A 23,276-nucleotide genomic window follows, 5' to 3' on the forward strand; every position below is an offset into this window, starting at 1 on the left:
ACCGGTGTTTGGATCACCGATTACGGGAAATGCCACCTTGTCTTCCTCCTCATCTCGGGCCCAGCCGATTACGGCAAAAGGACCTGCACAGAAGGGTCGCTACTCGGTGTTTCATCCGTTGAGCTGAGGTGTTTCACCTGAGTGAACGGATATCGGAGTTGTGTTGCTTTGGTGTTTCGCGATTCACACCGAACGGTTTGGGCTCACCGTGAGGCTAGTACGTCCGTGCGGGAATTCGCCTCGCCCGCGCCGGGAAATTCCCAGGTGAGACGACACTGCCCGGTTCCGTTATCAACGGAACCGGGCAGTGTCGGCAGGGGAACGGGGTGGTTACGAGCCGCCGAGCAGTGCATCGACGAACGCGGCCACTTCAAAGGGCGCGAGGTGGTCGGCGCCTTCGCCGAGGCCAACCAACTTCACCGGCACACCGAGCTCGTGCTGCACCTGGAAGACGATGCCGCCCTTGGCGGTGCCGTCGAGCTTGGTGAGCACGACGCCGGTGATGTCGACGACGTCGGCGAACACCCGCGCCTGCATCAGCCCGTTTTGCCCGACGGTCGCGTCGAGGACGAGCAGCACCTCGTCGACCTTGGCCTTCTTCTCGACAACGCGCTTGACCTTGCCAAGCTCGTCCATCAGGCCGGTCTTGGTGTGCAGACGGCCAGCGGTGTCGATGAGGACGACGTCGACGCCTTCGTCGATGCCAGCGGAGACGGCGTCGAACGCGACAGCGGCCGGGTCAGCGGCCTCTTTGCCGCGCACGGTGTCGGCGCCGACGCGCTCGCCCCAGGTTTGCAACTGGTCGGCGGCGGCGGCACGGAAGGTGTCGGCCGCGCCGAGTAGCACGCGACGACCGTCAGCGACGAGCACGCGCGCGAGCTTGCCAGTGGTTGTTGTCTTGCCGGTGCCGTTGACGCCGACGACGAGCAGAACCGCAGGTCGATCGCCGTGCGGCAGGGCGTGGATCGACCGGTCAAGCTCAGGTCGCAACGCTTCGATCAGCACGTCACGCAAAGCCGCGCGGGCCTGTTCGGGAGTGCGGACGTTGCGCGACGCCAGTTCCTCGCGGAGTCGGTCGACGATGGCCGCGGTGCTCGCGGTGCCAATGTCGGCGAGAACGAGGGTGTCTTCGATTTCTTCCCAAGAATCTTCGTCGAGGTCGCCGCCGCCAAGCAGGCCGAGCAGACTCTTGCCGATGGCGTTCTCGGAGCGGGCGAGCTTGCCGCGCAGGCGTTCTAGTCGGCCAGCGGTCGGCTCGATTTCCTCGATCGCGGGCCGCGCCGCTTCTTCGCTGACCGGCTCCTCAGCGATGACGATTTCGTCGACCGTCGTGCCCGCGCCCGTGGTGACCGTGTCAACGACATCGACGACCTTGACGTCATCGGCGGTAGTGGTCTCGGTGACCTCAACGATCTCAACGCGACCGGGCTCTACATCGACAACGGTCTCGGTGACCGTCTGCTCGGTCTCGACCAGCTCGGGGACCGCAGGAGCTTCCGGCGTCTCAACAACCTCAGGTACCTCAACTACCTCAGGCGCCTCAACAACCTCGGTGACCTCATCAACGGTCTCCGGCAGCGGCACCTCGGTGTACCCACGCCGCGTCGAATCGCGCGGCACCGCGGCGTCGTCGCCAACGTGCGGCTGGCCCTCGGTGTCGGTCCGCACCCCCGGCGTCGGCGGCTTAGGTGGTTCCGGCCGCGGCAAAGTGGTTGCGCCGCCACCACCTTGGCCCGCGCCACCTTGGCTGAAGTTGAACCCGCCGGATGCGGCGTAACCGCCGGACCGGTCGGTCAGCTCCTTCTCCGGCGTAGGTGCCGTCAGGGAGATCTGGCGCCGTTTGTACAGGACAAAACCCGCGACGAGCGCCACCACCAGCACGGCGGCGATCGCGGCGATCAGGATCCACGCTTGCGAACTCACCCGGCCGAGTCTATTCGGGTGGCCGCTTGGGGCGGGTCGGCGGCTCGTCTCGGCGGGTCAGCGCGGCGGGTTGAAACAACAGAGATTTGTTGTCCTGCGGAACTTCTGGCGTGTGACCCATAGGATCGGGCGAGTGACCGATCGAAACGTGCTTGGGGGGCCGCTTGATGAGTGCGGCGCCGATCCTCTCACGGGCTTCTACCGCGACGGGTGCTGCAGCACCGGCCCGGAGGATCTCGGCAGCCACACCGTGTGCACCGTTGTTACGGCGGAATTCCTGGAACATCAGGCGTCCATCGGCAACGACCTCAGCACCCCGCGCCCTGAAAACCAATTCCCCGGGTTGCAGCCGGGCGACCGCTGGTGTGTTGTCGCCGTCCGTTGGCTACACGCGCATGAAGACGGCGTCGCATCGCCGGTGGTGCTCGCCGCAACGCATGAGAACGCCCTTGAGGTGATCTCGATGGACGTGCTGCGCAAGTACGCCGTCGACGTGCCCGACGACGTCAGCGACCTGCTCTAACCCGCCCCGACGGCAGCGGCTTCGGCCGGCGCCGGCGTTTCCGCGCGGGTGAGGCGCTGCGAGATCACCTGGGTGATGCCGTCGCCGCGCATACTCACGCCGTAGAGCGCGTCGGCGACCTCCATCGTCGGCTTCTGGTGGGTGATCACGATCAACTGGCTCTTCTCGCGCAGTTGTTCGAAAAGCCCGATGAGGCGACGCAGGTTCGTGTCGTCGAGCGCGGCTTCCACCTCGTCCATCACATAGAACGGGGAAGGTCGCGCACGGAAGATCGCGACAAGCAGCGCGACAGCCGTCAGCGACTTCTCTCCACCGGACAGCAGCGACAGGCGCTTCACCTTCTTGCCCGGCGGTCGCGCTTCGACCTCAATGCCGGTGGTGAGCATGTCCGACGGGTCGGTGAGTACGAGTCGACCTTCGCCGCCGGGGAATAGCTTGCCGAACACCCCGACGAATTCGCGCTCGACGTCGGCGTATGCCTCGGTGAAGACCTGCAAGATGCGCGCGTCGACTTCGGCGACCACGTCGAGTAGGTCTTTGCGCGCGTTCTTCACGTCTTCGAGTTGCGTCGAGAGGAAGCTGTAGCGCTCTTCCAGCGCCGCGAATTCCTCAAGCGCGAGCGGGTTGACCTTGCCGAGCGTGGCGAGGTCTTTTTCGGCCCGCTTCGCGCGGCGTTCTTGTGACGCGCGATCGAAGGGCATCGGCTGCGGCGCAGTGACCGATTCGCCGCGCTCCTTGGCTTCCTCGTACTCGCGCAGCTCCAATTCCGTTGGCGGAAGCGGAACTTCGGGACCGTATTCGGCGATCAGGTCGCTCAACGCGATGCCGAACTGCTCGGCAATGGTGGTCTCAACCTGCTCAATGCGAAGGGCCGCTTGGGCTTTCGCGACCTCGTCGCGGTGAACGGCGTCGGTGAGCTGGGCAAGTTGGGCATTCAGCGCACGGGCGCGTTCCTTCAACGCGTCGAGCCCGGCAGCGCATTCGGTGCGCTTGCGGACGAGGTCGTCGCGACGCGAAACCGCCTGGGCGACAACCCGTTCCAGCTCAAGCGCGATCGCCCTGCCCGATTCCGCGACAGCGGCGGCAACAGCGGCCGCTTGCTTTCGCGCTGCCTGCGCACGCTCAGCGCGTGCTCGCGTCTCCCGTTCGGCACGCGCCGCCCGACGCAACGAATCCGCCTTGCCCCGAACACCTTCCGCGCGCGACTCCGCCGTGCGCACAGCGAGACGGGCTTCCATTTCCATCGTGCGGGCTTCGGCGAGCGCGGCGGCGGCCTCTTCACGCGCTCGACCCGCTGACTCGGTAGCGCCGGAACCAAAGCTGTCGTCGGCGTCGCCGTGTTCGATCTCGGCGTTGCGCAAGCGGTCTTCGAGCTCGGCGAGCGAGGTGAGCGCGTCGTCGCGTGACCGTTCTGCGACGCCACGCTGCGCGGTAAGCCGCTCCACCTCTCGCTGCGCGGTGCGCGCGCCCTGCCCAACGCGGGCGAGTCGGTCGTAGATCGCAAGCAGTGCCTGATCGGACTCATGCAACGCCATCAACGCCTGGTCAGCGGCGTCTTTGCGGTCGGCCTGTTCAGCGAGCGCGCCAGCGAGCGACGCCTCCAACTCTTCGGCCCTACGCTGCGCGGCAGCCAATTCACTTGTCGCCGTATCGATTTCGGCCTGAATCTCGAGCTGGCTCGGCATCCGTTCGGACCCGCCGACCAACCATCCGGTACCAGCGAGGTCGCCTTCGCGCGTGACCACCCGCAGTTCCGGTCGCAGCGCGACGAGCGCGGTAGCGGCGGCGACATCGTCGACAACGGCAACGCCCGCGGTGAGCGCGGCGAGGGCAGGGGCAACCGCATCGTTGCCAGCAACCACATCCGCTAACCACCGTGCGCCCGTTGGCAATTCGGGTCGCGCGGCCTGCGTTCGCCCGTCGGTCGCGAAGACGAAAGCAACCCGACCACCGTCGCCGCCACGGAGTTCACGCACGGCGGCGTCCGCGTCGGCGGCGGTGTTGGCGGTAATCGCGTCGGCCAGCGGCCCGAGCAGCGCGGCGACGGCCGCCTCGAACCCGGCGTCCACCCGCAGCAGCGACGACAGCCGCTGCCCCAGCCCGGCAACGCCATGCTCAACGAGCCACGCCGCACCGTCTTTGCGCGCGAGGTTCATGCCAAGCGCCTCGATCCGCGCGCCAAGCGAGGCGACCCGCTTGCTCGCGTCGCGGTCGGCTTCGCGCAGTTCGCGCACGCGTTCGTCGGCGAGTTCGAGTGCGGCGACGGCATGCTCATGCTGCGTATCGAGCCCCTGCTCGCCCTCGTCGAGTTCGTCGAGTTCGGTTTGCACCGTGTCGTATTCGCGCTGAGCGGCAGCGCCGCGTTCGCGTGTCTCTTCGATCGACGTTGACAGGCGCGCGATGTCGGCGTCGAACGACGTTGCCTTGTGCCGCAGCGTGTCGACCTGGCCCGACAGGCGAACCAGGCCCTCACGCCGGTCGGCGATCGCCCGCACCGCGGCCAGATGCGCCTGCTCGGCGGCCTTAGCGGCGTACTCACGCTCGGCGAGGGATTCCCGCGCGATCTCTAACGTCTCGGCGGCCATCTCGACTGCTTCGCGCAGTTCGAGTTCTTCTTCCTCAACGCGGTCGGCTTCGGCTTCAAGCTGGTCGGGGTCGCGACCGGCGTTGACCGGCGCTTCGCTGTGGAGGTGGCGCGCGCGATCGGCCGCAATGCGAATGGTCGCGTTGGTTCGCTCGGTGAGCGCCGACAGCTGGAACCACGTTTGACCTGCGGCTTCGGCGGCGGGATTGAGCCGGGAAAGCTCGAACTCCTGTTGCGCGAGCGCGGCGTTGGCGGCATCGAGTTCGCTTTGCACGGTGATCTGCTGCTCGCGGGCGTATGCCTCTTTGCTGAGCTGCGATTCGAGTTCGGTGCGGCGCGTGACCAGGTCGTCGGCGGCGAGGCGCAACCGCGCGTCGCGCAGGTCGGCCTGCACGGTCTGTGCGCGGCGCGCGACCTCAGCCTGACGACTCAACGGTTTGAGCTGCCTGCGCAGTTCGGTGGTCAGGTCGGTGAGGCGCGCGAGGTTGGCCTGCATCGCGTCGAGCTTGCGTACCGCTTTTTCCTTGCGGCGACGATGCTTGAGCACGCCAGCGGCTTCTTCAACGAACGCGCGACGGTCTTCCGGGCGCGATTCGAGGATGGCCGAAAGTTGACCCTGCCCAACGATGACGTGCATTTCGCGACCAATGCCGCTGTCGGACAACAACTCCTGCACGTCCATGAGACGACAGCTGCTGCCGTTGATCTCATATTCGCTAGCTCCATCGCGGAACACGCGACGGGTGATCGACACCTCGGAGTAGTCGATGGGCAGCGCGCCGTCGGAGTTGTCGATGGTGAGCGTGACTTCGGCGCGACCGAGCGGCGCGCGCCCAGCCGTTCCGGCGAAGATGACGTCCTGCATCTTGCCGCCCCGCAACGCTTTAGCACCCTGCTCGCCCATGACCCAGGTGAGCGCGTCGACCACGTTGGATTTGCCCGACCCATTCGGCCCAACAACGCAGGTAATGCCCGGTTCGAAGCGCAACGTGGTCGCGGACGCGAAGGACTTGAACCCCTTCAACGTCAGGCTTTTCAGGTGCACGACCATTGACCTTTCTGCGCGCGAGCAACCATGCTAACCCGCGCCACCGACACACTTTGGTGTCGGACCAGATTCGTCAGTCCCGCTTGCGCGGTGGATGCGGGTCGATGTGGTGCGCCTGCTTTTGTAGCTGCTTCAAGTGGGTCGCGGTTCCTGGTGCCGCTTCCCAGCCTGTGACCACGCGAAACAGCAGCACGGCACCCCACGGCCCGATCACCCACATCGGCCAGAAGTAGGTGAGTTCGCCGACGCTCAGCGAAACGAGTCCCCAGATCACGAGCACGATCAAACTCACGCCGAGCCAGCTGCCCGCCTCGATGCGCTGCCAGACCGGGATGCGTTTCACCGGCTTCGGCGGCGCGGGCGGCTCAACGAGTGCGGGCAGGTCAGCGAGGACAACCGCGAGTTCGTCGCGGGTGGTCGTCGCATACACCTTGTCGACCCGTAGCTCGTATTCGGCCAGGTCAAGGCGACCATCAGCCAGGTGGGTGCCCAGCTGCGCGACGATCGCGTTGCGTTCGGCGTCAGACGCCCGCGTGCCCGGGGTGATGTCCATGCAAACTAGCGTCCACCCTCCATTGTGCAATGTCAATGGTGATCGACGCCCTCGCTACGAAGCGCTACAAGATCGCGAACGCGACGACGAGCCCAAGCGCGAAGTGCGCCGCGGCGACAAGCAGCACGTCGGGCGTGAACTTGTCTTCGTGCAGGACCGCGCCGATATCAATACCGGTCGCGAGCTCGATCACGCGCACCGAAATGACCTGGGCGACAATGCCAACCAAGCCGTACACCAGCGCGGCGATGAGCCCCTGCCACAGCTTGCCGCTACCGCCGACGGCGAAGATCGCGAGCACAACGATGAACGCCATGCTGATCATGCCCGCGGCCGACACGATGATCGCGTTGGGCTTGCGCGCGACTACCAGCGTGCGCAGCTTGCCCGGCGTCGTCAGATCGATCGCGTAAAACCCAACGAGCATCAGCACGAGCCCGATGACGGCGTAGAGCAGGATGGCCCCAACGCCTTCGCCAAGCACGCTCCAATAACCCGATTCCAGGGCAAGGGCGGTCATCGTGTTCCTTTCGGTAAGAACTCAGTCAACAATCCGGTGCGGCACGAACGCGGCACCGTCGTCGGTAATCAACCCCGCGGTTTCGCGAATGCCAAGGCCAGCGGCGGTATCGCCGACCATCCACGCACCAAGCACCGGCCGCATTCCGTCGAATTCGGGCAGTGGGTCAAGCAATTGGTACACATAGCCTTCGGCGCCGTAGACGCCGCCCGTCGCGGTTTCCATGCCAGCGCCGACGATGGTCATGTTCGCGCCTTCGCGTCCCAGCTTGGGCTTGCGCACGTATTCGGTGAGCTCATGCGGGTTGTCGAGGTAGGCGGGCAACAGGTTGGGGTGGCCGGGATACATTTCCCACAGGATCGCCAGAATGGCCTTGTTGCTCAGCAACGTGGTCCAGAGCGGTTCGATCCACGTTGTCGCGGGCAGTGAGCCAACGACGCGCTTGCCGAAGTCGTCGTCGAGAATCCATTCCCACGGGTAGAGCTTGAAAATGGCTTCGATCGGCGAGTCGGCGAGGTCGACGAAGCGGTTCAGTTCGGTGTCGAAGCCAACTTCTTCGATCGGCAGCGCGACGGTGTCGAAGCCCGCTTCAGCCGCGCATTCCTGCATGTAGGCGGTGGTGACGTTGTCCTCGCCGGTTTGATCGGCACCCGACCAGGTGAAGTGCAGTTCGTTGCCCGGCAGCACCCCGCGCAGCGACGCCCATCTCTCGACAAGCTTCTCGTGCAGCGAATTCCATTGGTCCCCACCGGAATACACTTCTTGGAGCCAATGCCACTGAATGATGGCCGCTTCCAGCAGCGAAGTCGGCGTATCCGCGTTGTACTCAAGCAGTTTCGCTGGCCGACGTGCGTCGTAGCGCAAATCGAAGCGGCCGTAGATGTAAGGGTCAGTGCGACGCCATGATTCGGCGATCGGGGCCCAACTCCATTCGGGCAGACCGAAATCGGCGAAACGCTCGGTGAGCACGACGTGTTCGGCCGCGTGCAGACACATCGAATGCAGCAGTTCAACGTCGGCTTCGAGCGCGAGGATCTCGTCCATCGAGAACTCGTAGTGGATCGACTCGTCCCAGTACGGACGCGGCTGACCGCTCGCGTCGCGCCCAGGGACCCCGTACACGAGCCCCTGCTTCTCGACGATCTGCTGCCAACTCGGTCGCGGTGTGCTTCTGGCCCTGCGCATTACGAACCACTACTCCCGCCCGATGACTTGCTGCCGAGACCGCCGCGCTGGACGGTGGTTCCGCTCTTTGTTGTGATCGTCGCGTTGCTCGGTTTGACCGTCGACCCGCCCGTCGGCGGCTTGCCGATCGTCGGCGTGCCGCCGTAGTAGTAGCGATACTGCGGCCACCCAAGCAGCAGCAGCCCAGCGCCCGAACCGTGGTTTCCTGAGTCGTTGACGAAGTTCCGCTTGCCGTCGCCGCAGTAACTGTCATCAACGACGATCTCGTTGCCGTTCTGGTCGTACTGCACGCATGATGCGGTGACCTGGTCCGGCGCGGTGATCGCCCGGTAGGCGAGGTAGCCGCCGCCGACCAAAGCGGCGACGCCAACAATGGCGACGCCTCCGATCATCACCCGTTTGCGCGTCCGCTTCTTCGCGGCTTCGGCCTCAGCGGCTGCGCGTTCAGCCTCAGCAGCCTGTTTGCGCGCTTTGTCGCGGGCGCGTGCTTCGCCGACGCTCGGTGGGCGCGGCTGCGTGACACCGGGCTCTTGTCGCTCAATGCGACCAGGTTGTGCACCAAAGTTATTGGGCTGCACCGGATTTCCAGGCTGGCCGCCCGGTATTGGCTCGTTAGGGTTCATTGCGTTCCCCCCGTGACCCCGCAAACTCCACTACCGCTCCTCGAATCCGGTGAGATCGCCCCGCGCGGGCTCCCAGTTCGCGACAACCAGGTCAACGTAACCAGGTGTCCCGCCGGACCGTAGCAGCTCAAGTAATTTCTCGCACGCGCTTCGGGTGCCCTCGGCGACCACATGCACGCGGCCGTCGGCCTGGTTGCGCGCGTAGCCGACGAGGCCCAATTCCAGTGCGCGCGAACGCGTCCACCAGCGAAAACCGACGCCCTGGACCTGTCCGTGCACCCACGCGCTCAGTCGAACGCGGTCGTCGCTCATGCGTCGATGCTGAAGCTCAGGTTCACCTTCGTACCCGCCTTGAGCGTGCGCCCGACGGTGCAGACCTTGTCGACCGCGCGTTGCACGGTCACGAGTAGGCGTTCGCGCGCGGCTTCGTCGAGTTCGGAGAGGTCGAGTTCGAGCACCTCGTCGAGCTGCGGATAGACCTCGTTCTCGCGGTCGGCGTCGCCGGAGACGCGAATAACCGCGTCGAAGTCGTCGCCGAGGCGACGCGAAAGCGGCAGGTCGGAGCTGAGTCCGGTGCACGCGGCGAGCGCGATCTTGAGCAGCTCACCCGGGGTGAATGCGCCTTCGACGCCCGCCGACGCGATGAGCACCTCGGCTCCGCGCGTGCTGCGTCCGGTGTAGGCGCGGGTGCCGGTGCGCTCGACCCACAGTTCGGTGGTCTGGTTGTTCTGCTCAGCCATGACGTTGATCCTGCCATTGCACTAGGGAACGGGTTCACGCCACCTAACGTCGCTGTCGATCCAGACATTCCGACCACGTGAGCGCCGACACTAGACCTGAAACCGATAGCCCATTCCCGCCTCGGTGAGCAGGTGCCGGGGGCTGGCGGGGTCGTCTTCCAGTTTGCGGCGTAATTGCGCGAGGTAGACGCGAAGATAATGCGTTTCGGTCGCATACGCCGGACCCCACACTTCCCGCAGTAACTCCTTGCGCCCCACCAGTTTTCCGCGATGACGAACCAGCATTTCGAGCATGGCCCATTCCGTTGGGGTCAGGTGGACACGTTCGCCGCGTTTGGTGACCGTCTTGGCGACGAGGTCGACGGTAAAGGAATCGGTGACGACAACCGGGTCGCCGCTCGCGCTGTCGGCGGCGGTCGCGCCGCGTCGCACGGCCGCGCGCACGCGAGCGAGCAGCTCGTCCATGCCGAACGGTTTCGTCACGTAATCGTCGGCACCCGCGTCGAGCGCTTCGACTTTGTCGGCCGAATCCGTGCGCGCGGAAAGCACGATCACCGGAATGTCCGACCACCCGCGCAGCCCGGCAAGCACGTCGACGCCGTCGATATCGGGCAGGCCAAGGTCGAGGATCACGACGTCAGGATGCTTTTCCGCAGCGACTCTCAACGCGGCAGCACCCGTTCCCGCCGTGCACACCTCGTACCCGCGAACGGACAGATTAATGCGAAGCGCCCGTACGATCTGCGGTTCGTCGTCGACGACGAGCACGCGAATCGGCGCGGTCTCGTTAGTAGGCACCTCCGACCTCCTTCGGTGGAGCTGGCAGTTCCATCACGACCGTCAGCCCGCCGCCGGGCGTTGGTTCGGCCGCGACCGTCCCGCCCATCGCCTCGACGAATCCACGAACGACGGAAAGCCCAAGTCCCACCCCGGTTGTGTTGTCGTTGTCGCCCATGCGCTGAAAGGGTTCGAACAGGTGATCCTCCGCTCCAGCAGGGACGCCCGGCCCGGTGTCGCTGATCGCGATCACTACGCGGTCCTCGGTTTGTTCGGCCGTGATCCGCACCGGCGTCGCCGTCCCCGAATAGCGCAACGCGTTGTCGATCAGGTTCGCGAGAACGCGTTCCAACAGCCCGGCATCCGCCCAGGCAGCGACATCGACCGCGCCCGACACGTCGACCCGCGACATGGCAGCGCGGCGCAGCCCGCGCGCGCCCATGCCGACACTGACCAGCGCTTCATGGATCGCCTCGTCCACGTACACCGGCCGCATGCGCGGCGTCACAACCCCGGCTGCCAACCGCGATGAGTCGAGCAGATTGCCGACGAGTGCCGTGAGCTGGTCGACCGACTGCTCGACGGCTTCCAGCAGCTCAGCGGTGTCTTCGGCCGAAAACTCGACGTCGTCGCTCCGCAAACTCGACACCGCGGCCTTCGCTCCCGCCAGTGGTGTCCGCAGATCGTGACTCACCGCCGACAGCAACGCGCGCCGCAGCTTGTCGGCTTCCAACAGTGCGGCCGCCGCGCTGGCTTCCTGAGTGAGCCGACTTTGCCGCACCAGGCCAGCGGCCTGATTCGCGACGGCGGTGAGGACGGGCCGCTCGCGCGGATCGAGCAGCGGGCCCGCGAGCAACAAGGTGCTAGTCGAGTCGCCCGCGTCGATGACGGTTTGCGCGTCGGGGTCGCGACGTGGCGGGTCGATACCAACGGCAGCGACAACCTCGTCGCCGCACCGCATGCTCACCGCGCGCTGTCGATACGTATCCCGCACTTGCTCAAGCAGATTCGGCAGATCAGCACCGTGCAGCACGGAGCCCGCGAAGAGCGTGAGCAGCTCGGCTTCGCGAGAAGCCTTGCGCGCCTGCGCTGTTCGCTTCGCGGCGACGTCAACGAGTGCGGCGACCGCGACCGCGACAATCAACAGCACAACGACGGTGACGAAGTTATCGGGCTCGGCGATCGTGAGGCTGTAGCGCGGCGCGGTGAAAAACCAGTTCAGCAACAACCCGGAAAGCAGCGCCGACATCGCGGCGGGCAACACGCCACCAAGCAACGCGACCGCGACAACACCAACAACGAAGATCGCGCTCAGCCCACCGAGTTGCAGCCAGCCGTCGAAAACCGCCCAGCACAGCACGCTCACCGCAAGCGGCACAACCAGTGCGGCAACCCACGCAAGGAGAGGGTTACGCGGTCGAAACGGATTGCGCCGCAAGCCTTTATTGGCTTCCTCATGAGTGACCATGTGCACGTCGATCTTGCCCGAGCGTTGCACAACCGCCGAACCGATGCCCTCGTCGAGCATGCGCGCCCAGCGCGAACGCCGCGACGTGCCGAGCACAAGCTGCGTCGCGTTCACCTCACGCGCGAACGTCAGCAGCGCGTCAGGCACGTCGTCACCGGTCACGGTGTGCAGCGACGCCCCCAAGCTCGCCGCGAGTTCACGCAATCGCGCCATCCGTCGCACGGAGACGCCGACGAGCCCGTCGCCGCGAATCACATGCACCACAACAAGATCGGCGCTCGACTTCGACGCGATCCGACTCGCCCGCCGCACCACCGTCTCCGATTCGGCACCGCCGGTCACCGCGACGACAACGCGTTCGCGCGCTTCCCACAGCTCGGTGATCTGGTGGTCGGCGCGATATTTGGCAAGCGCGGCGTCGACCTGGTCGGCCAGCCACAGCAGCGCGAGTTCACGCAGCGCGGTCAGGTTGCCTGGTCGGAAGTAGTTGCGCAGCGCGGCGTCGACTTTGTCGGCGGCGTAAACGTTGCCATGCGAGAGCCTGCGCCGCAGCGCTTCGGGCGTGAGGTCGACGAGTTCAACCTGGTCAGCGCCACGCACGATCGCATCTGGCACGGTTTCGCGCTGCTGAATGCCGGTGATCTGGGCGACGACGTCGTTGAGGCTTTCCAAATGCTGGACGTTGACGGTGGAGATGACGTCGATCCCAGCAGCGAGCAGTTGCTCGACGTCTTGCCACCGCTTTTCGTTTCCGCTGCCCGGCACGTTGGTGTGGGCGAGTTCGTCGATGAGCACGACCGACGGTCGGCGAGCGAGCACAGCGGCAACGTCGAGTTCGGGCAGTTCAGTGTCGCGGTAGCGCACGGTTTTGCCCGGAATCACTTCTAGCCCGGCGAGCAGTGCTGCCGTTTTGCTACGCCCGTGCGTCTCGACAACACCAACAACAACGTCCCTACCTCGACTGATGCGTCGATGGGCCTCGTCAAGCATGGCGTAGGTCTTTCCCACGCCAGGGGCGGCGCCGAGATAGATCCGCAGTTGTCCGCGTTTCACCCACTCATCATGCGTGGCGCGCTGTCAACAATCCGCAAAGGCCGGGCGGCTAGGCGCTAAGGAACCGTAAGGATCGGACTTCAAGTCGTTTTTCGGACCTTTACTCAACCTCGCCGCCTCACTTCGGGGCGCAAGGAGGTCTGGATGTCTGTCGTGGTGTTCGCGGTGCTCACCGTGGCTGTCTTCGCGCTGCTCGGGGCGCTCGTCCGAGGGGTGGAGCGACTGTGATCGCGAATCTGGTCGCGCTCGCGCTGGCCGTTGGGGTCGCGCTGTTTTTGATCGCCGCCCTGCTGTTTCCGGAGAGGTTCTAGTGAACTCGACTACCGCCGGGGTCGCGTTCGTCGCGACCCTGGTTCTCGCCCTCGCCCTGGTACACGTTCCACTCGGCGACTACATGTATCGCGTCTACCGCAGTCCGAAGCACTCGCGTGTCGAGCGGCTGATTTACCGGGCGATCGGTGCCAATCCGGATGTCGAGCAGAACTGGGCAACCTATGCCCGCAGCGTGCTCGCGTTTTCCGTGATCGGCATTCTCGGCCTGTTCGGTTTCCAACTGGTCCAGGGCGCGCTGCCGCTGCACCTGCACGACCCCGCGACCGAGATGACGCCCGCGCTGGCATGGAACACCGCGGTCAGCTTCGCCACCAACACCAACTGGCAGAACTATTCGGGCGAATCGACCCAGGGGCACCTGGTGCAGATGGCTGGGCTGACGGTGCAGAACTTCGTTTCGGCTGCCGTTGGCATGGCCGTCGCGGTCGCGCTCGTGCGCGGGTTCGCCCGACGCGACACCAGCGACCTCGGCAACTTCTGGGTCGACCTCGTGCGCGGCACGCTGCGCATCCTGTTGCCGCTTGCCTTCGTTGCCGCGATCGTCTTAGTTGCCTGCGGCGTCGTGCAGAACTTCGCGCTGAATGACACCGTCGCGCAAACCCTGAGCGGGACAACGCAAGTCATTCCTGGCGGTCCCGTTGCCAGTCAGGAAGCGATCAAACTTCTCGGCACGAACGGCGGTGGTTTCTACAACGCCAACTCCGCGCACCCGTTCGAAAACCCGACCGCGTTGACCAACTGGGTCGAGATTTTCCTGCTGCTCGTTATCGCGTTCTCGCTGCCACGCACGTTCGGCCGACTGGTCGGCAATGTGAAGCAGGGCTATGCGATTGTCGCGGTGATGAGCATTCTCGCCCTCGCCAGCGTCGCGCTCACGAACCTGTTCCAACTTCAGCACCACGGGACGGTCCCCACGGCACTGGGCGCGGCGATGGAAGGTGTCGAAACCCGTTTCGGCGTCGCGGATTCCGCCACTTTCGCGGCCTCGACCACGCTCACCTCGACCGGCGCGGTGAACTCGTTCCACGACTCGTACACCAGCTTCGGCGGCATGATGACGATGGTCAACATGCAGCTCGGCGAAATCGCGCCGGGCGGAACAGGTTCGGGCCTTTACGGCATGCTCATCCTCGCGGTGCTCACCGTGTTCATCGCCGGCCTCATGGTTGGGCGCACACCCGAATATCTCGGCAAGAAGATTACGCCGCGCGAAATCAAGTTCGCCGCAAGCTATTTCCTCGTCAGTCCGCTCGTTGTGTTGGTCGGCACCGCGATCGCGATGTCACTGCCCGGCGAACGCGCGAGCATGCTCAACGGCGGCCCGCACGGACTGTCGGAAGTGCTCTACGCGTTCACCTCGGCAGCCAATAACAACGGTTCCGCCTTCGCGGGCCTGGCAGGCAACACCGACTGGTACAACACCGCGCTAGGTCTCGCGATGGTTTTCGGCCGGTTCGTGCCCATCATCTTCGTGCTCGCGCTCGCTGGTTCGCTGGCCCGGCAGGGCAAAACGCCGGAATCGATCGGCACGCTGCCCACGCATCGACCGCAGTTCGTCGGCCTCGTCATCGGGGTGACGCTGATTTTGGTCGCGCTCACCTTCCTGCCCGCGCTCGCGCTCGGACCGCTTGCCGAAGGAATCCACTGATGTCTGCACTGTTAGACCCCAAACTCATGCTCGCGTCTCTGCCCGATGCGCTGCGCAAGCTCGATCCGCGCACGCTGTGGCGCAATCCGGTGATGCTCATCGTGGAAATCGGCGCTGCTTTCGCGACCGTGCTCGCGGTGGCGTCGTCCAGCTTCTTCGCGTGGGCGATCGTCGGATGGCTTTGGCTCACTGTGGTTTTCGCCAATCTCGCCGAAGCCGTCGCCGAAGGACGCGGCAAGGCGCAAGCCGACACGTTGCGGCGCGCGAAAACCGACACCGTCGCGCGCAGGCTCCACGACTGGGCACCCGGCGGACCGCTCCTCGAAAATGCTGTTGCCGCAACGGAACTGCATCGCGGCGACGTGGTGATCGTCGATGCGGGCCAGGTGGTCCCCGGCGACGGTGACGTGATCGAAGGCATCGCTTCGGTTGACGAGTCGGCCATCACTGGCGAATCCGCGCCCGTCATCCGCGAATCCGGCGGCGACCGTTGCGCGGTCACCGGCGGCACGACCGTCCTGTCGGACCGGGTGATCGTCCGCATCACCGCCGAGCCGGGCGCGAGCTTCATCGACAAGATGATCGCCCTCGTTGAAGGGGCGCGTCGACAGAAGACGCCGAACGAGGTCGCGCTCAACATCCTGCTCGCGGCGCTGACGATCATCTTCGTTTTCGCCGTCGCGACCTTGCAACCGCTCGCGATCTTCTCGAAAGCAAACAATCCCGGCGTGCCAGACACGTTGGCGCTCAACACAAATGGCATTAGCGGCATCGTTCTTGTCGCGCTGCTCGTGTGCCTGATCCCAACAACGATTGGCGCGCTGCTTTCAGCCATCGGCATCGCGGGCATGGACCGCCTCGTACAACGCAACGTCCTCGCGATGTCGGGGCGGGCGGTCGAAGCGGCAGGCGACGTGAACACGCTGCTCCTCGACAAGACCGGCACCATCACGCTAGGCAACCGGCAGGCCACCGCGTTCGTGCCGATGCCCGGCATTCTTGACGACGAACTCGCCGACGCCGCGCACCTGTCGAGCATTGCCGACGAGACGCCCGAGGGTCGCTCGATCGTGGTGCTCGCCAAGGACGTGTTCCACAAGCGCGAACGACCCGACGGCGAACTTGACGGCGCGACCTGGGTCGAGTTCACCGCGCAAACGCGCATGTCGGGCGTCGACCTGCGGACGGGTTACCAGCTGCGCAAGGGGGCGGCTGGTGCGGTGACCGAATGGGTACGGGCACAAGGGGGTTCGATCCCGGAAGCGGCAGCGGCGATCGTCGACGGGATTTCCGCGTCAGGCGGCACCCCGCTCGCCGTTGGTGAGGTCAACGCCGACGGCGGTGCGCGCCTTCTCGGCGTGATCGCGTTGGAAGACGTCGTGAAGTCGGGCATGCGCGAACGCTTCGACCAGATGCGTCGCATGGGTATCCGCACGGTGATGATTACCGGCGACAACCCGCTCACCGCGAAGGCCATCGCCGAACAGGCAGGCGTCGACGACTTCCTCGCCGAAGCGACGCCCGAAGACAAACTCGACCTGATCCGTAAGGAACAGGCTGGCGGCCGACTCGTCGCGATGACCGGCGACGGCACCAACGACGCGCCCGCCCTCGCCCAAGCCGACGTTGGTGTCGCGATGAACACCGGCACGTCGGCTGCCAAAGAGGCAGGCAATATGGTCGATCTTGACTCGGACCCAACGAAACTCATCGACATTGTCGAAATCGGCAAGCAGTTGTTGATCACCCGAGGCGCGTTGACCACGTTTTCGATCGCCAACGACATCGCGAAGTACTTCGCGATCATCCCCGCGCTCTTCGTTGCCCTGTTCCCCGGTCTCGACGCGCTCAACATCATGCGGCTCGCCAGTCCTCAGTCGGCGATTCTGTCGGCGGTGATCTTCAACGCGCTGGTGATCGTCGCGCTGATTCCGCTTGCGCTGCGTGGTGTCGGCTACCGCGCGACGAACGCGTCAGCGCTGCTCAGTCGCAACCTGCTGATCTACGGGCTCGGCGGCATCATCGCGCCGTTTGTCGGGATCAAACTCATCGATCTGCTCGTCCAACTTCTCCCCGGAATGGCGTGACCATGCGACTTTCTGTTTGGCTTCGGCAACACCTCGCGGCGTTTCGCGCACTGGTCGTCCTCACGGCTATCGCTGGAATCTGCTATCCACTAACGATTTTCGCGATTGGCCAGCTGCCTTTCGTGTCAGCTAAGGCAGGCGGATCGCTCATCGAGCGCGACGGTCGGGTGGTTGGGAGCAGTCTGATCGGGCAGTCGTTCACCGACGCTCACGGCAACCCGCTTGCCGGGTACTTCCAGTCCCGTCCCTCTGCTGCCGATTACGACGGGTTAGCTAGTGGCGCAAGCAATTTGGGTCCGGAAGACATCATCGACACCCCCGCGCGTAAGAGTCTGCTGACGCAGGTGTGTGCGCGTGATCGCGACATCGCCGACCGTGAGCGGGTCGCTGGTGGCCGCCCGTTCTGCACGAAAGATGGTGTGGGCGCGGTCCTTTCGGTGCTTGGCCCGCGTGGTGCTGACGGCGAGGTCGCGCACCCTACCCAGGTTGTCAGCGTCAACCAGGTATGTCCCGCGACGCCGTTCGTCGCGACTTACCGTGGGGTGCGGGTCGACTGCGCGCAGCCTGATGGAGATTACGCGGCCGGTCGCATCACCCCGATCCTCGGTGACGCGCCCGCGCATCCAACGATCCCCGCCGATGCGGTCACGGCGAGCGGCAGTGGTTTGGACCCGCACATTTCACCGGAGTACGCGGCTCTTCAGGTGGCGCGCGTTGCGCGTGAGCGTGGAGTATCCGCCGACGAGGTGCGGAGTTTCGTCGCGGCGCACACGACCGGCCGCACCCTGGGCTTCCTGGGCGAACCAACGGTCAATGTGGTGGAGCTGAACCTGGCGCTCGACGAGGAATTCCCAGTCAGGTAGGGGGAAGCGGACCAGCCACATTTCGGGCCGCGACCCCGCCAACAGCGGCTGCGGCTGGCCCCCAGCACCGTGCGTGCCGCGACCGCGACTCCCGGTCGTCCCCAGCACCGTGCGTGCCAGGGCAACCGCGAGGGCATCACGCGAAAGGCACGGACCCGCACATGGGACCGTGCCTTTCAGCGCGCCAACGTTTACTCCGTGATCAATTCCCACCCCTCGGGCAACCCGTTCGTCGTGACCTCTCCCCCGCACACAACGAGGTCGATCGTCACGTCTTCGCCCAGTCGGAACTCCGACATGCGCACGCAGCCCCACTCGGGTGGCACCCGAGGCGACAATGTGAGCGTGCGGTTCGGGACGTCGGGGTTCAAGCCGAGGAACGAACGAACCAACAGCAGCGGTGCCGCGCTCGCCCATGCCTGCGGTGAGCATGACGTGGGATACGGCACCGGCGCGGGGAACCGCGACCGCTGGAAACCGCAGAACAATTCCGGTAGTCGACCGTCGAAAGCGGCTGCGGCGTCAAGCAATCCACCGGACAGCTTCGTCGCCAATTCGACCGCGCCCGGGACATGGCTGTAGCGCATGAGGCCCGCGACAGCGATCGCCGTATCGTGCGGCCACACCGAACCACTGTGGTAACTCATCGGGTTGTACGCGCCCATATCCGAAGCGAGCGTGCGCAACCCGAAGCCCGAATCCATTTCCGCGCGTGCGAGATTGCGGATCAGGATCTCCGCGTGCTCGTCGGTGGCGATGCCCGACCACAGGGCGTGCGCCGCGTTGCTGGTGAGCGCGTCGACCTGACGTTTGTTGGCGTCGAGCGCGATCGCGTACCACCCGCACTGCGGTAGCCAAAACTGTTCAGCGAACTTGGTGCGCAGCTCAGCCGCGCGTTCGCGCATCCGCACCGCGACCGCCGGTTCGTCGAACGCATCAGCCAATTCAGCCCGCGCGAGATACGCCGCGTACACGTATCCCTGCACTTCACACAGCGCGATCGGCGCGTGCGCGAGGTTGCCTTCGGCGTCGTTGATGCCGTCGAAACTGTCTTTCCAACCCTGGTTGATCAACCCGCGATCGGTGGCGCGAACGTATTCGACGAACCCGTCATCGTCGCGGTCGCCGAAGTCGGTGATCCAGCTGATCGCGGCATCGGCGGCGGGCAGCAGGGCCGCGATCGCGGATGGCTCCGCACCCCAGCGCAGACACTCGGCAAGCAGCATCACGAAAAGCGGGGTGGCATCGACAGTTCCGTAGTAGATCTGCCCGCCGAGCACCTGGCCGACCGCGGGTCCGCGCCGCATTTCGTGCATGATGCGGCCCGGTTCTTCTTCAACAAGCGGGTCGACTGTCTGGCCCTGCAACTCCGCCAACTGCTGCAAAGTGCCGAGCGCGAGGTCGGTTTCCAGCGGAAGCGACATCCACGCCGTGAGCAGGGAATCGCGCCCGAACAGCGTCATGAACCAGGGCGCGCCCGCAGCGACGAACGGTCTGCCCGTGCCGGTGTCGGTGTGGATTTGCAGTGCGCCCAAATCACTTTCGCTGCGTTGCAACACCCGGTTGAGCAGGGCTGAGTCGGCGGTGATGTCGGTTGCCGTTGCCCGCCACGCCTGAATTTTGCGCACCGGCTCGCTTGCCCGATACCGCTCGCCCGGGGTGCCTTCCATGCGCGGCCGTTGCGCGGCACCGGCCGGTTGCGCGGTGATTTCGGTCTGCCAGCGACCACCCGCTGGCACAACAACGCGCCAAATCATGGTGCCGGGCAACACCATTGGCTCGACCGTTGAGGTGAGCGCGAGCCCCCGCGACAGGTCGGCGCGGTCGTGCAGGAGCAGTTCGCCGTCGGAGGTGGTCATCTCCGCGCGACGGCCGCCCATCCGGCCTTCCTTCACCGAGAACAGGTCGACAAAATCAGCGTCAACATGCAGCTCAAGCACCACCGCGGTGGCTTCGCGGCTCATGTTTTCGAGCGTGATCAGCTCGTGCATGCCGTCGGCAACCAGCCGGTCGCGGACAACAAGCAACGTGCTGTCGGCCCGGCCCTGCTGCGGTGGGCGCCGCAACACGAACCGGGCCGCGAACGCCTCGGGACTGAGCACCGACAGCGCCTCAGGCCGTTTGCCGTCGATCAGCAATTCCCAACGCGAGATAACTCGCGCGTCTCGGAAGAACAAACCTTGCGGTTTACCTGGCTCAATATCACCAAGTCGGTCGGACAGGCAGAACGTGCCGCCTTCTACCAGAGTGACGGTGCCGCCCGCGCCGCCGAGCGCGGCAGGTTCACCGGCATTGAGCGGATTGGGCGGTGAGACGCTGTCTAGGCTCATGCGCGCCCGCTGCTCGCCGCCCCGACGGGCACGGGGATTCCGAAGGGCGGGTACCCAACGCGCTCGCGCGCCAAAATGCGCCGATACACCTGCTCGTATCCGCGACCGAGTACGTCGGCACCGAAGTTGGCTTCCACATGCGCGCGGCACGCGGCAGGGTCGTAATGCGCGACTTCGGCAAGCGCCGCGGGCAATTCGCTCGGATCATCGCAAATGCGCGCGGTGACACCTTCGACGAGGACTTCCTCGACCGCACCGCCACGCAACGCGACAACCGGCGTTCCGCAGACCATCGCTTCGATCATGACCATGCCGAAAGGCTCCTCCCAGCGAATGGGGAACAGCAGCGCACGTGCTCCGGAGAGCAGTTTACGCTTGGCGGCCGCGTCGGCGAGGCCGAAAACGTGATCGTTCTCCGTGAGGCGCGGGCGCACATACTCTTCGAAATACGCCTTTTCCGGCGGCTCTGAGCACTTGCCAGCGAGGACAAGCGGGATCCCAGCCTCGTGCGCCGCGTCGAGCGCGAGGTGCGGGCCTTTGTCGAAGCTGAAGCGACCGAGAAACAGCGCGTAGTCCTGCTTTTCGGTTTGGAACGGCCACATATCGGGTCGTAGCGCGTTGTGCACGCGACCGACCCACTTCAAATCGGGAGCCAGTTCGCGCTGCCGGTCGCTGATCGCGACGAGCGAGCACTCCTGCCCCAATTCCTTGTAGTAGCGGTAGCAGTCGTCCTGCACCGGACCGTGCACAGTGACCACCGTCGGCAAGCCGAGGTTCGCGTACGCGGGCGCGTTGAGCGGGCCAGCGAACGTGTGGTCGTGTACTAGATCGATGCCGTCGGTTTCGGCGAGCTGCTCGATCGCCCGACGCACTCGGAGCGCGTGAACGACTTCGGGGAACGGATCGCCAAGGCGCTCGGGCTGAATGCGGTCCCATAGGGGAACGAAATCGGCCTTCGTGCCGGGCTCGCCCGCACCGAAGAGGGTGACGTGGTGACCGCGCTCGCAGAGCGAATCAACCAGGTCGGCGACAACGGCTTCCACACCGCCATACGCCTTGGGTGGCACATCGAAATACGGTGGAACAACCATCGCGATCCGCAGTGGTTCACCGTTATCGAGGGAAAACAACTCCGATGCGGTGAACCCGGTCGGCGTCATTGCCGACATGTCTGCACTCATGACCATCCTTCCAGGAGGCTAAGAGCAAGGGCCGTTACGGAAAGTACCCCGCTACCAGGCAGTAAACCAGCGTGTTGCCGGAATCGTTGTCCGGCGATTCGCCTATTTCACCGAATATTTGGCACGAATCGCCGCTCTACGGCGTACAGACGTCGGGTTGAGGGAGCTCAACGCAGGCAATGTCGCCAAACTGTTCGACAATAAGTTTGCCCTTGCCGCGCCGGAGGTACTCGATAAATTGAGCGGCCAGCGAATCACCGGCGACCGTTCCATTCGTGTACGCGTTTTCCACTGCGGTAAACGGATACCGGCGCGCGCGAATATCTCCTGAGGTCGGATTCGCGCCGTCAATCGTGATCGGCACCAGGCCCGCGGCCACCGCCGAAGTCTCCACATATCCGATGGATCCGGGCATGCGCGCTACGTAGGTGCTCACGTTCTCGGTGTCGTCTACCTCGCACTGTTGAGCGCCAGCGGGGATGCCCGCGCAGCTTGTGTAGCGGAACACCTTGCGATTCTCTTCGAGTAACTGCGCTTCCATCACCCTACGCGTACCGGAGTCGGCCTTGCGGTCAACGAGCACAATCGGCGCATCAACACCCCCGACTTGGTTCCAGTTCCGTACGTTGCCGCGATAGATGTCGCGGATCTGCTGAACCGAAAGGTCGTGCACGCCAACGTCTTTGTGCGCGACGAGGGTGAAGGACGACAGAGCGACGGGCGTTTCCTTGAGAGTGGGGAAGTTCACCCCTTTGCTCCCGTCACCGATCGCGACCATCGAGGCGTTGGTGCCCGCTTCGGCGAGTTTGGTGAGCCCGTTTTCGGTGCTGGAGAACTGGAACGTGAAATGTGCTGCGGTGCAGGTGTTTTCGTAGGCTTGCGCGGCCTTTTTAATCATGGGAGCCATCGCGGTTGAGCCGACGATGGTGAGATCGCCTGCGGCGCAGTCGCGTGGGGGTGGGTCGGGTTGCAGGACCGCGAACAGGAGCTGAGCGAGGACGACTAGGGCGAGGAAGCTCGCGAGCCCGACCAGGACTGGGTCACGGCGGGAACCGCTATTGGTCGGCTGTAGTTCGGCCCCGCCAACCAAGCTGCCGCTCACACCGACGACGTTGGTGCCGTTCGGATCGGCAGGGTCGGGCTTGGGCCCTTTCAGCGCGATGAGCACCTTGTAGTGTTCCCCGCGCCCCAGCCGTTCCTTGGGCAACCGAATAATGGCGCTTCCGTCGCCGTTGGTGGCGGCGATACCCGTCAGCGCCGGGGACAGGGCTTCGACAGAAGTGCCTTCGCGCGTGACTCTTTCGGTCACCGCGGCCGCCACAACCGTATGTTCGGGGAAGACCAGCGCTGGGCCGCCGTTGTCGGGATAGTGCTCATCCTCAATAGCCGTGTGGCGGATGTTCTCGATGCGCACGAGCATGAGCCCGTCCGGCGGGTCACCAGCTCCACCTAGCGCCGCGAGGGTGCTCGATGGTGTGTTCATCTGCACCCGATAACCAAGCTGTCGGTGTTCGCCGAACACGAACTGACGTAGGAACGCCGCGACAGCAACGACGAGACCGACCGCCGAAATCGCAATGTCCCACGGGAACTCCCCCACGCCCATGCCTCACCCCCACTATCGACATTGATCTTGCGTCGATATTTATCAGACCCCACCGACAAGTCCGTGCGAGCGGGCAAGTGTTAGAACAACATTCACCCGCCGTCTCCCCCTGTCGCCCTGAGGGTCTGCGTGTCGCGAACCCTGTAGTGAGGTGCGGCAGCGATTTACCGCGCTTCTTGCGGCAATTAATGACCAGTTAATCGCACTTTATCTACCTTGACGAAGGCCGCG

Annotated in this window: 18 protein-coding genes; 5 read left to right on the plus strand and 13 right to left on the minus strand. The window is 65.0% G+C overall.

The window, feature by feature from the left end; translation table 11 throughout:
* Window positions 1-330 precede the first annotated feature (330 nt).
* The gene (gene ftsY, locus IEX78_RS06525) at window positions 331-1,923 is read right to left on the minus strand and encodes a signal recognition particle-docking protein FtsY (RefSeq protein ID WP_188827854.1); all 1,593 of its coding nucleotides are present in this window, start codon (window positions 1,921-1,923) and stop codon (window positions 331-333) included.
* 133 nt (window positions 1,924-2,056) lie between these two features.
* Between ftsY and IEX78_RS06530 the strand changes: the two genes are divergently transcribed.
* The gene (locus IEX78_RS06530; RefSeq protein WP_188827855.1) at window positions 2,057-2,446 is read left to right on the plus strand and encodes a DUF2237 family protein; all 390 of its coding nucleotides are present in this window, start codon (window positions 2,057-2,059) and stop codon (window positions 2,444-2,446) included.
* Here IEX78_RS06530 and smc read toward each other — a convergent pair.
* The 9 genes from smc to IEX78_RS06575 all read right to left on the minus strand — a co-directional run bounded on the left by smc (window position 2,443) and on the right by IEX78_RS06575 (window position 12,997).
* Complete coding sequence (gene smc, locus IEX78_RS06535; protein ID WP_188827856.1) at window positions 2,443-6,075, minus strand: chromosome segregation protein SMC; 3,633 nt, start codon at window positions 6,073-6,075, stop codon at window positions 2,443-2,445. The genes IEX78_RS06530 and smc overlap by 4 nt on opposite strands.
* Window positions 6,076-6,151: 76 nt before the next feature.
* Window positions 6,152-6,631 carry a DUF1707 SHOCT-like domain-containing protein gene (locus tag IEX78_RS06540; RefSeq protein ID WP_188827857.1) on the minus strand — a complete coding sequence of 160 codons (480 nt, stop codon included), beginning with the start codon at window positions 6,629-6,631 and terminating at the stop codon, window positions 6,152-6,154.
* 64 nt (window positions 6,632-6,695) lie between these two features.
* Entirely contained in the window at window positions 6,696-7,151 is a 456-nt protein-coding gene (locus tag IEX78_RS06545) for a DUF350 domain-containing protein (protein WP_188827858.1), read from the minus strand.
* A 21-nt stretch (window positions 7,152-7,172) separates the two neighbouring features.
* Entirely contained in the window at window positions 7,173-8,336 is a 1,164-nt protein-coding gene (locus IEX78_RS06550; RefSeq protein ID WP_188827859.1) for a glutathionylspermidine synthase family protein, read from the minus strand.
* The gene (locus IEX78_RS06555) at window positions 8,336-8,878 is read right to left on the minus strand and encodes a hypothetical protein (RefSeq protein ID WP_188828286.1); all 543 of its coding nucleotides are present in this window, start codon (window positions 8,876-8,878) and stop codon (window positions 8,336-8,338) included. Before IEX78_RS06555 ends, IEX78_RS06550 begins: the two co-directional genes overlap by 1 nt.
* 111 nt (window positions 8,879-8,989) lie before the next feature.
* Complete coding sequence (locus IEX78_RS06560; protein WP_188827860.1) at window positions 8,990-9,271, minus strand: acylphosphatase; 282 nt, start codon at window positions 9,269-9,271, stop codon at window positions 8,990-8,992.
* Complete coding sequence (locus tag IEX78_RS06565) at window positions 9,268-9,699, minus strand: OsmC family protein (protein ID WP_188827861.1); 432 nt, start codon at window positions 9,697-9,699, stop codon at window positions 9,268-9,270. The genes IEX78_RS06560 and IEX78_RS06565 overlap by 4 nt, the downstream gene beginning before the upstream one ends.
* A 90-nt stretch (window positions 9,700-9,789) precedes the next feature.
* A complete protein-coding gene (locus IEX78_RS06570) occupies window positions 9,790-10,497 on the minus strand; it encodes a response regulator (RefSeq protein ID WP_308426512.1) in 708 nt (235 codons plus the stop codon).
* On the minus strand, window positions 10,487-12,997 hold the full coding sequence (locus tag IEX78_RS06575) for an ATP-binding protein (RefSeq protein WP_188827862.1): 2,511 nt from the start codon (window positions 12,995-12,997) through the stop codon (window positions 10,487-10,489). Before IEX78_RS06575 ends, IEX78_RS06570 begins: the two co-directional genes overlap by 11 nt.
* Window positions 12,998-13,221: 224 nt before the next feature.
* On the opposite strand from IEX78_RS06575, the gene IEX78_RS24130 reads away from it, so the two are divergent.
* The 4 genes from IEX78_RS24130 to IEX78_RS06595 are packed head-to-tail and all read left to right on the plus strand — an operon-like array spanning window position 13,222 to window position 17,928.
* The gene (locus tag IEX78_RS24130; RefSeq protein ID WP_188828288.1) at window positions 13,222-13,308 is read left to right on the plus strand and encodes a potassium-transporting ATPase subunit F; all 87 of its coding nucleotides are present in this window, start codon (window positions 13,222-13,224) and stop codon (window positions 13,306-13,308) included.
* Window positions 13,308-14,978, plus strand: coding sequence for a potassium-transporting ATPase subunit KdpA (gene kdpA, locus IEX78_RS06585; protein ID WP_188827863.1), 1,671 nt, complete (start codon window positions 13,308-13,310; stop codon window positions 14,976-14,978). Before IEX78_RS24130 ends, kdpA begins: the two co-directional genes overlap by 1 nt.
* Entirely contained in the window at window positions 14,978-17,065 is a 2,088-nt protein-coding gene (kdpB, locus tag IEX78_RS06590; protein ID WP_188827864.1) for a potassium-transporting ATPase subunit KdpB, read from the plus strand. The genes kdpA and kdpB overlap by 1 nt, the downstream gene beginning before the upstream one ends.
* Window positions 17,066-17,067: 2 nt before the next feature.
* Complete coding sequence (locus tag IEX78_RS06595; protein ID WP_188827865.1) at window positions 17,068-17,928, plus strand: potassium-transporting ATPase subunit C; 861 nt, start codon at window positions 17,068-17,070, stop codon at window positions 17,926-17,928.
* Window positions 17,929-18,119: 191 nt separating this feature from the next.
* Here IEX78_RS06595 and IEX78_RS06600 read toward each other — a convergent pair whose 3' ends face one another.
* The 3 genes from IEX78_RS06600 to IEX78_RS06610 all read right to left on the minus strand — a co-directional run bounded on the left by IEX78_RS06600 (window position 18,120) and on the right by IEX78_RS06610 (window position 23,045).
* Window positions 18,120-20,258, minus strand: coding sequence for an amylo-alpha-1,6-glucosidase (locus IEX78_RS06600; RefSeq protein ID WP_188827866.1), 2,139 nt, complete (start codon window positions 20,256-20,258; stop codon window positions 18,120-18,122).
* Window positions 20,255-21,418, minus strand: coding sequence for a glycosyltransferase family 4 protein (locus tag IEX78_RS06605; protein ID WP_188828289.1), 1,164 nt, complete (start codon window positions 21,416-21,418; stop codon window positions 20,255-20,257). The genes IEX78_RS06600 and IEX78_RS06605 overlap by 4 nt, the downstream gene beginning before the upstream one ends.
* Before the next feature lie 157 nt (window positions 21,419-21,575).
* Window positions 21,576-23,045, minus strand: coding sequence for a substrate-binding domain-containing protein (locus tag IEX78_RS06610; protein ID WP_188827867.1), 1,470 nt, complete (start codon window positions 23,043-23,045; stop codon window positions 21,576-21,578).
* Window positions 23,046-23,276 lie beyond the last annotated feature (231 nt).

Source organism: Nocardia camponoti, assembly GCF_014646135.1.
Taxonomy (GTDB): domain Bacteria; phylum Actinomycetota; class Actinomycetes; order Mycobacteriales; family Mycobacteriaceae; genus Nocardia; species Nocardia camponoti.

Bases quoted from the DNA above. Each gene is read 5' to 3' on its own strand.
- IEX78_RS06595 (WP_188827865.1), top strand. From the start codon at position 17,068: ATGCGACTTTCTGTTTGGCTTCGGCAACACCTCGCGGCGTTTCGCGCA.
- IEX78_RS06600 (WP_188827866.1), bottom strand. From the start codon at position 20,258: ATGAGCCTAGACAGCGTCTCACCGCCCAATCCGCTCAATGCCGGTGAA.
- IEX78_RS06540 (WP_188827857.1), bottom strand. From the start codon at position 6,631: ATGGACATCACCCCGGGCACGCGGGCGTCTGACGCCGAACGCAACGCG.
- IEX78_RS06605 (WP_188828289.1), bottom strand. From the start codon at position 21,418: ATGACGCCGACCGGGTTCACCGCATCGGAGTTGTTTTCCCTCGATAAC.
- IEX78_RS06545 (WP_188827858.1), bottom strand. From the start codon at position 7,151: ATGACCGCCCTTGCCCTGGAATCGGGTTATTGGAGCGTGCTTGGCGAA.
- IEX78_RS06560 (WP_188827860.1), bottom strand. From the start codon at position 9,271: ATGAGCGACGACCGCGTTCGACTGAGCGCGTGGGTGCACGGACAGGTC.
- IEX78_RS06550 (WP_188827859.1), bottom strand. From the start codon at position 8,336: ATGCGCAGGGCCAGAAGCACACCGCGACCGAGTTGGCAGCAGATCGTC.
- IEX78_RS06565 (WP_188827861.1), bottom strand. From the start codon at position 9,699: ATGGCTGAGCAGAACAACCAGACCACCGAACTGTGGGTCGAGCGCACC.
- kdpB (WP_188827864.1), top strand. From the start codon at position 14,978: ATGTCTGCACTGTTAGACCCCAAACTCATGCTCGCGTCTCTGCCCGAT.
- IEX78_RS06610 (WP_188827867.1), bottom strand. From the start codon at position 23,045: ATGGGCGTGGGGGAGTTCCCGTGGGACATTGCGATTTCGGCGGTCGGT.